The sequence below is a fragment of the Phycisphaerae bacterium genome (assembly GCA_012729815.1).
Lineage (GTDB): Bacteria > Planctomycetota > Phycisphaerae > JAAYCJ01 > JAAYCJ01 > JAAYCJ01.
In genome coordinates this window covers 1-8,277 of record JAAYCJ010000005.1, presented here as the reverse complement: position 1 = coordinate 8,277, position 8,277 = coordinate 1, and the positions used below count along the sequence as shown (strand labels likewise).

Below are 8,277 nucleotides of genomic sequence, written 5' to 3'. Positions count from 1 at the left end.
TTCCACAGACCAACGGGCAGGCATCAAAGCGCTACTCCACCGGGATCGTGAAGAAGAACGTGGACCCTTCGCCGAACTGGGACTCCACCCAGATCCGCCCGCCGTGGCGGTCGATGATCCGTTTGACCAACGCCAGCCCGATGCCCGTGCCCTCGTAATACCGGCGGGTGTGAAGCCGCTGGAAGATCTCGAAAATCCGCTCGTAATAGACCGACTCGATCCCGATCCCATTGTCGCAGACCCGGAATTCCCAAGCCCCGTCCTGTCGATGGGCCGAGATGCGCACCGTCGGCGGACGATCCGGATGACGGAACTTCACCGCGTTGGAAATCAGGTTCCGGAACACCTGGGCCAGTTGGATCCTGTCCGCCGGAACCGTCGGCAGCGGATCGGCTGCCACCTGCGCGCCGGCCTCCTCGATCGACAGGTGCAGGTCCGAAAGCACCTCCTCCAAAACCGCACCCACATCGGTCGGGGTGATCGGCCGGGCTTGGGTGCTGACCCGCGAGTAGTCCAGCAGACCCTTGATCAGCGCGCTCATCCGCTTGGCCCCCTCAATGGCCTGATCGATGTACTGCCGGCCGTTCTCATCCAACCGATCGCCGTAGCGCAGAGCCAGAAGCTGGACGAAGCTGGCCACCTGCCGCAGCGGCTCCTGCAGATCGTGGCTGGCCGCGTAGGCGAAGTGCTCCAGGTCCGCGTTCGACCGCCGCAGCTCCTCAACCGTCTGGGCCAGTTCCGCCGTCCGCTCCCCGATGCGGTCTTCCAACTCGTCCTTCGCCTTCCGCAGTTCATCCTCAGCCCGTTTGCGCTCCGTGATGTCCACCGCCACACCGATGTCCCGAAGCGGCCGGCCGTCGGCGTCGTAGAACGTTCGCCCTTCTCCACGCATCCATCGTACCTGGCCGTCCGGTCGCACGATGCGAAACTCCATCACCAGCGTGGGACGCCGCTCCGCGATCGCCTGCTCGACCATACCCATGATGCGCTCGCGATCGTCGGGATGCAGCACGTCCAGAAAGCTGTCCCGCCTCCCGCCCCACTCCTCCGGCCTCAACCCGGCCAGCTTCAAATAGACGGCGCTCCAGTGCAGCCGCTTCGTCGGAAAGTCAAGATCCCAGGCCCCCACGCGGCCGGCCTCCGCCGCCAGCGTCAGCCGCTCCTCACTCTCCCGCAATGCCGCCTCCCGCCCTGCCACCTGTTCCCGCATCCGCGAAAAGGCCGCCGCCACCTCATCCAGTTCCCGAATGCCCGCCGCCCCCATCGGCTTGGCTTCCTCACCGCGGCCCAATGCGACGGCATGGCTCTGGAGTCGTTCCACCTGTCCGGTGATCCGCCCGCCGACCAGCCACGCCCCGATCAGCGATCCAGCCGCCACCAAAACCACCAGCCCCAGCGACCTAAACAACCCCTGGTAGACCGGCGCCATCGTCTCGGCGACCGGTCGGCTGGCCCCAGCCACCCAGCCGATGTCGCCAACCGGCGTCCGGGCCGCCATGCGAAGCTGCCCATCCACCGGTGAAACAAACTCCCCGACCCGCTCCCGCCCGCCGGCCAGCGTCTCCCGCAGCATCGGGTCCAGCCGCGTCCACGCCCGACGCTTCTCCCACGTCAAAGGAACCGACGGCCGCCGGAACACCAGCGTCCCCTGCCGGTCGAAAACAACCACCGCGCCCTGCCCGCAGCGCTTCGGACCGATCTCCAGGTCGCTAAGAACCTCGGGGTTCACCGAAGTAAACACCAGACCCAGGAAATCCCCCTGACCGCCGTGAACCGCCCGGGCGACCACAAACGTCGGCTTCTGATCCACCAGCGAGATCAGCATGTCGCTGACCGCCCAATCCTTCCCCGACCGGACTTGCTGGAAGTACTCCCGCCCAGCGATCGAAATGCCCACCGCCCGCGGATCGCTCGAGTAAACGATCCGCCCCTCGCCATCCACCAACGCCGTCAGCAAAACCGAGGGACGCTCGCCGGCCGCTCCCGTCAACAGATGGGTGATCTGCGCGCCCGTCGGCGGTTCCGGACCGCTGATCAGACCGCCCAGTATCGACAGGTCGCATAGCATGTCCTGAACGTACTGCTCGACCCGAACCGCCATCGCCCGCGCCAGCTCGAGATTCGCCTGTTCCTCCTGGGCCCGACGGATGTCGAACTGGTGCCAGTGGATCGCCGCCACCACCGCCAGCATCGGCGCCAGCACCGCCAGCGTCAGCAACACCAGCGCCCGGCGCAGCGTCATCGTCCCCCCGCCCAGCCGCAATGCCCGCACTACGCCCCAATCCAAGATCGCACCCTTTCGAAATGCGCCCTCGATCCCTAATTCTAAACCCAGCGAGCGGTCTAACCAATAGATAATCGTACCACCAAAGTAACTCAGTCTCGCCCGAAAACGTAGAGCAAGCTGCCTATGGCGCAAACGTAACCGTCACCGGGAGATGTGGCGCAGGCCTCCGCCCGCCAATGCGGAAATCCGACAACCGGCAAGGCGAAATGATGGGTTTGCCAAACCACAGGCACCCGCCAATAATTGTGGTTACGCGACATTCAATCGACGCCTGAAGACCGGGTCTGCGGTCAGATTCGCATGGCCGGCATTGCAGCCGGGCGGGCGGCCTGATATAGTCGTCGTCTGTCACGTGTGGGCGGTGGCAGGACCGATCCATCAGGAGGCAATCGGCCGCAGCGGCCAGCCCGGCGACGCCGGCCGCGCCCACGGGAATACACAAAAACGGTCTTCAAACGGGAAGGAATCGACCGGTGACCGATACGCACGTTCCGTTCGTCCATCTGCACACGCACACCCACTACTCCCTGCTCGACGGCGGGTCGAAAATCGGCGACCTGATCGCCAAGGCCAAGGCCCTCGGCATGGACAGCCTCGCCATCACCGACCACGGCAACATGTTCGGCGCCATCGAGTTCTATAAGGAAGCCAAATCCGCCGGAATCAAGCCGATCATCGGCTACGAAGCCTACATCGCCCCGGGCGACCGCCGCGACAAGGAGGCCAAGGGCATCGACGACGCCTCCTTCCACCTGCTGCTCCTGGCGATGGACCTTACCGGCTACCGCAACCTGCTTAAGCTCGCCAGCACCGCCTATCTCGACGGCTTCTACTACCGCCCGCGCATCGACAAGCAGGTGCTGCGCGAACACCACGAGGGCCTGATCTGCGCCTCGGCGTGCCTCGCCGGCGAAATCCCCCAGGCCATCCTCCGCGAGGACGTCGACCGCGCCCGCCAGGTGGTCGAGGAGTACCTCGCGATCTTCGGGCCGGACCGGTTCTTCCTCGAACTCCAGGACCACGACCTGCCCGAACAGAAGGTGGCCAACGAGGCAATCATCGACATCGCCAAGGCCAAGGGCGTCGGCCTGATCGCCACCAACGACATCCACTACACCGACCAGGACGACGCCCGCGCCCACGAAATCCTCGTCTGCGTCAACACCGGCAAAAAACTCACCGACGAAAAGCGCCTCTCCTTCGGCTCCGACAAGTTCTACATGCGAAGCGGCGACGAGATGGCCGCCCTCTTCCCGAAGCACCCGCAGGCCATCGCCAACACCGTCGAGATCGCCAGCCGCTGCAACCTCGACCTCAACCTCAAGGAACGCCACGCCCCGGTCTACCAGCCGCCGACCAAACAGACGCCCGAAGACTACCTGCGCGAACTGGTCTACAAGGGCGCAGCCGAGCGCTACGGCGAACTGACCGACCAGGTCCGCCAGCGGATCGACTATGAACTCGAGGTGATCTGCTCCAAGGGCTTCGGCAGCTACTTCCTGATCGTCTGGGACTTCGTCAACTGGTGCCACGAGCAGAACATCCCCTGCGGCGCCAGAGGCAGCGCCGGCGGCTGCGTCGTCGGCTACTGTCTGGGAATCATCGCCGAGGATCCCCTCGAATACGACCTGCTCTTCGAACGGTTCATGGACCCCGAACGCGACGAGATGCCCGATATCGACATCGACATCTGCCAGGACAACCGCGGCCGCGTCATCGAGTACGTCCGCAACAAGTACGGCCACGTCGCCCAGATCATCACCTTCAACACCATGGCCGCCAAAGCCGCCATCCGCGACGTCGGACGCGTCCTCGACATCCCGCTCGCCGACGTCGACGCCATCGCCAAACTCGTGCCGATCGGCCCCAAGGTCACTCTCGCCGGCGCTCTGGAATCCGAGCCCGAGTTTCGCAAGAAATACGACGGCGACGAGACGGTGCGCCACCTGATCGACATCGCCAAACGCCTCGAAGGCCTCGCCCGCAACGTCTCCGTCCACGCCGCCGGCGTCGTGGTGGCCGATCGCCCGCTCGACGAGTTCGTCCCGCTGGCCAAGAGCGGCGACGACGTCCTGACCCAGTTCGAAGGCACCGTCGTCGAAAAGGTCGGCCTCCTGAAAATGGACTTCCTGGGCCTGCGAACCCTGACAACCCTTCAGCGGGCCGTCGATCTGACCGAAAGCCAACTCGGCAAGAAGATCGACCTGGACAGACTCCCGCTCGACGACCAGACCGTCCTCGACCTCTTCGGCCGCGGCGAGACCAAGGGCATATTCCAGTTTGAATCCGACGGCATGCGCGACCTGTTGATGCGACTCAAGCCCGACCGCCTCGCCAACCTCATCGCCGCCAACGCCCTCTACCGGCCCGGCCCCATGACGATGATCGACGACTACATCCAGCGAAAGCACGGAGCCGAGTGGAACGTCCCGCACCCCAAGATGCGCGAAATCCTGGAAGAGACCTTCGGCATCATGGTCTACCAGGAACAGGTCATGAAAATCCTCAACGGCCTGGGCAACCTGCCGCTGCGGCGGTCCTACAACCTCATCAAGGCCATCAGTAAGAAGCTCGACAGCGTCATCGCCTCCGAATACGAGAACTTCCTCGCCGGCTGCGACCAGAACGGCGTGCCCAAAAAGACGGCTGAGGAACTCTTCGAGCTGATCCGGCGGTTCGGTGGATACGGCTTTAACAAGTCACACTCCACCCGCTATGCCGTCGTCGCCTATCAGACCGCCTACATGAAGGCCTACTTCCCGCTCCAGTTCATGGCCGCCCTGCTGACCTTCGAAATGGGCGACACCGACAAGGTGGTCGAGTACATCCAGGAAGCCAAGCGCATGGGCATCGAGGTGCTGCCGCCCGATGTCAACGCCTCGGGGCCGGATTTCACCGTCGTCTACGAGGGCGAAAAGGGCGTCATCCGCTTCGGCCTCGCCGCCGTCAAGGGCGTCGGGGCCAAGGCGGTCGAAGCGATCGTCGAGGCCAGACAGAAGGAGGGCAAGTTCCAGTCGATCTTCGATTTCTGCTGCCGCGTCGATACGCGCCTGGTCAACCGCGGCGTCGTTGAAGCCCTCATCAAGTGCGGCGCGTTCGACTCCACCGGCGATAAGCGAAAAGCCATGTTCGACGCCCTCGAAGAGGCCCTCCGCGCCGCCGACAGCGCCCACCGCGACGCCGCCATGGGCCAGATGAGCTTCTTCGAAACCCTCGCCGAACAGGGCGACGCCACTGAAACCGCCCAAAAACTCCCCAACGACGAATGGGACGAAAAAGACCTCCTCGCCTTCGAAAAGGCCACGCTCGGATTCTACGTCACCTCGCACCCGCTCAGCCAGCACGCCCCGATGATCGAACGATTCGCCACCACCAACACCGAAAAGGTCCGCGAACTCGGCGAGGGAACCGAAGTCATCCTCGGCGGACTGATCGAGAAAATCCGCAAGGTCACCGTCAAGTCGCGCGGCGGCGAGAACGGCGAGGCCAGGCAGATGGGCATCATCGGCCTCGAAGACCTCCACGGCCGAATCGAGGTCGTGGTCTTCCCGGACGACTTCGACCAACTCCGCGACGAACTGGTTCCCGATAAGATGATCTTCGTCCGCGGCACCGTCGACAAACGCCGCGAAGACCCGTCCATCCGGGCCGAGCAGGTCTACCCGCTCGAAAAAGGCCCGGAACTCCTGACCGCCATGGTTACGATCAAACTCAGCGCCGCCGGCCTCCAAGCCGACACCATCGACCGCCTCCACGAAGTCTGCAAAGCGCACCGCGGACAAAGCGGCCTCGCCTTCGTCATCCGCACCGCCGACGGGAATCTGGCCACTGTCCGGGCCGGCGAACACGTCCGCGTCGCACCGGGCATGGAGTTCCTCAGCCGGATCGACGCCCTCCTGGGCCCCGGCCACGTCATCCTCCAACCCGGCCGGCCCAACGGCAATGGCAACGGCAACGGAAAAAACCGCTTCAACCGCTTCCGCCGCAACGGCAACGGAGCAGCAAACGGCGCGCGAAACAGCCAGCCGTCAACCACGGGATAACCGCAGTGCGCCCGGATCGGCCTTGGCCTCGGACGAACAAAAAGCAGCGGAACCGTCAACTACTGAGACAGGCGAGGATGGCCTCCAATGGATGCATTCTTCAAAGCCAACAGAGAGTACTCGAATGCGTCCACCCCCTTGCACCTGGGGCCGGGCGAGGTCTATGACATCGAAGCCTTCAGGAAAGGCGCATCGACCCTGCTGCCCATCGAACGCAAACTGCTCGGCGATCTGACCGGCCAAAGCATCCTCCACGCCCAGTGTCACATCGGCGTGGATTCAATGTCGCTCGCACGGCTGGGCGCTCTGGTCACCGGCGTGGACTTCTCCGAAGAGGCCATTCGTGCCGCCAGGGATCTGAACGACCAGTGTGGGCTCAACTGCCGATTCCTCTGCTGCAACGTGTACGACGTGGCATCGCATCTCCATGAGCAATTCGACGTCGTCTACGCGACCTACGGCGTGCTTCTCTGGCTTCCCGATCTCGCTCGCTGGTGCCGCGTGCTGGCGGATCGTCTGCGGCCGGGAGGAACCTTCATCCTGATAGACATACACCCGCTTACCTACTGCATCGAGCCCGGCCAGGGTGGCGCCGCACCTCATGTCGCCCGGAGTTACTTCACGAACGGCCAGCCACAATTCAGCCCGGCGGATGAGGAAGGCAGCTACGATTACCATGCAACGGATACTCCCATCCGCAAGGCGAACTACGAATGGACGTACACCGTCTCGGATATCCTCAATGCCGTGGCCGATGCGGGACTGACCGTACAGCGTGTCGGCGAACACCCGGAATGCTGCTGTCGCCTCTCACCCGAGATGGTCAAGGGACCGGACGGCCTCTTTCGGATGCCCGCTGAGAAGGCGGTCTATCCGCTGCTGCTCTCCCTCAAGGCCGTCAAGAGGTAACCACGCCTGCTCCTGATCTTGCCGCAGCAGGGCCGCATGCTCGAAAACCCTGCAAGATCCCGCCTACGTCTGCACCTTTCTGGTAGAATACACAAGGAGCTGAACCCATGAATACCGATCTTGAACTGGTGCAGCGGTACGCGGAAACGGGCGACCCCGACGCCTTCGCAGCCATCGTAAGCCGTTACCAGCACCTCGTTTACGGCACGTGCGTGCGGATCCACGGCCGCGCCGACCCCGCTGAGGACTCCGCCCAACAGTGCTTCGTGCGGCTCGCCCGCGAAGCCGATCAGGTCCGCTCCTCGCTGCCCGGATGGCTCCACCGATGCGCCACCCGCACCTGCCTCCAGACGATCCGCAGCCAGCGGGCCCGACGCCACCGCGAACTGGCCTACGCCGAACTCAAAGCCCATCAGGAACCGGCAGTCCTCTGGGAACAGATCGCCCCGCAAGTCGACCAGGCCCTCGACGAACTGCCCGACGAACTCCGCCAGGTGCTCGTCGAACACTTTCTGCACCAACGCACCCAGGCCCAGATCGCCGAGCGGGCAGGGGTCTCCGCCGCGACAATCTCACGGCGGATTGGGACCGGCCTCGATGCTCTGCGCCGCCGCCTCACCAAGGCCGGAGTGATTGCGCCCGCCGCCATACTGGCTGCCGCCCTCTCGCAACAATCCGCCCAAGCCGCGCCGGCTTCGCTCGCCACAGCCGTCAAGGCCATGCTGGCGGCGCAACTCGCACAAACCCCGATCGCAGCCGGCACCGCTGGGTCATCCGCCGCCGGCGCCCTGCTCGGCACGCTCTACGGCAAGGTCATGGCCGTCGCCCTCATCAGCGCCGCCGTCGCCACCGCCACCGCCGTCCAGAAACACTCATCCTCTACGGAGGCTGCCATGGGCAAAATCAATTATTCGCAGGTTTCACTCGCCGGCGACAGCGCCACGCACGACCCGTTCTCGCTGACCGTGGCCGAAGCGGCCCGGCTCCTGGGAATCGAAACGGACCACGAGACGGTCTACATCCTCTCGACCAACGCCT

General features: G+C 64.3%; 4 protein-coding genes. 3 read left to right on the top strand and 1 reads right to left on the bottom strand.

Annotated features, from left to right (window positions below):
* Positions 1–31 precede the first annotated feature (31 nt).
* Positions 32–2,287, bottom strand: coding sequence for a PAS domain-containing protein (locus GXY33_00345; GenBank protein ID NLX03570.1), 2,256 nt, complete (start codon positions 2,285–2,287; stop codon positions 32–34).
* Positions 2,288–2,760: 473 nt separating this feature from the next.
* On the opposite strand from GXY33_00345, the gene GXY33_00340 reads away from it, so the two are divergent.
* The 3 genes from GXY33_00340 to GXY33_00330 form a co-directional block, all read left to right on the top strand.
* A complete protein-coding gene (locus tag GXY33_00340) occupies positions 2,761–6,330 on the top strand; it encodes a DNA polymerase III subunit alpha (GenBank protein ID NLX03569.1) in 3,570 nt (1,189 codons plus the stop codon).
* An 87-nt stretch (positions 6,331–6,417) separates the two neighbouring features.
* Positions 6,418–7,239, top strand: a complete 822-nt coding sequence (locus GXY33_00335; protein NLX03568.1) for a methyltransferase domain-containing protein — start codon at positions 6,418–6,420, stop codon at positions 7,237–7,239.
* A gap of 107 nt (positions 7,240–7,346) precedes the next feature.
* The coding region (locus tag GXY33_00330) for a sigma-70 family RNA polymerase sigma factor (GenBank protein NLX03567.1) at positions 7,347–8,277 on the top strand (931 nt) is incomplete at its 3' end.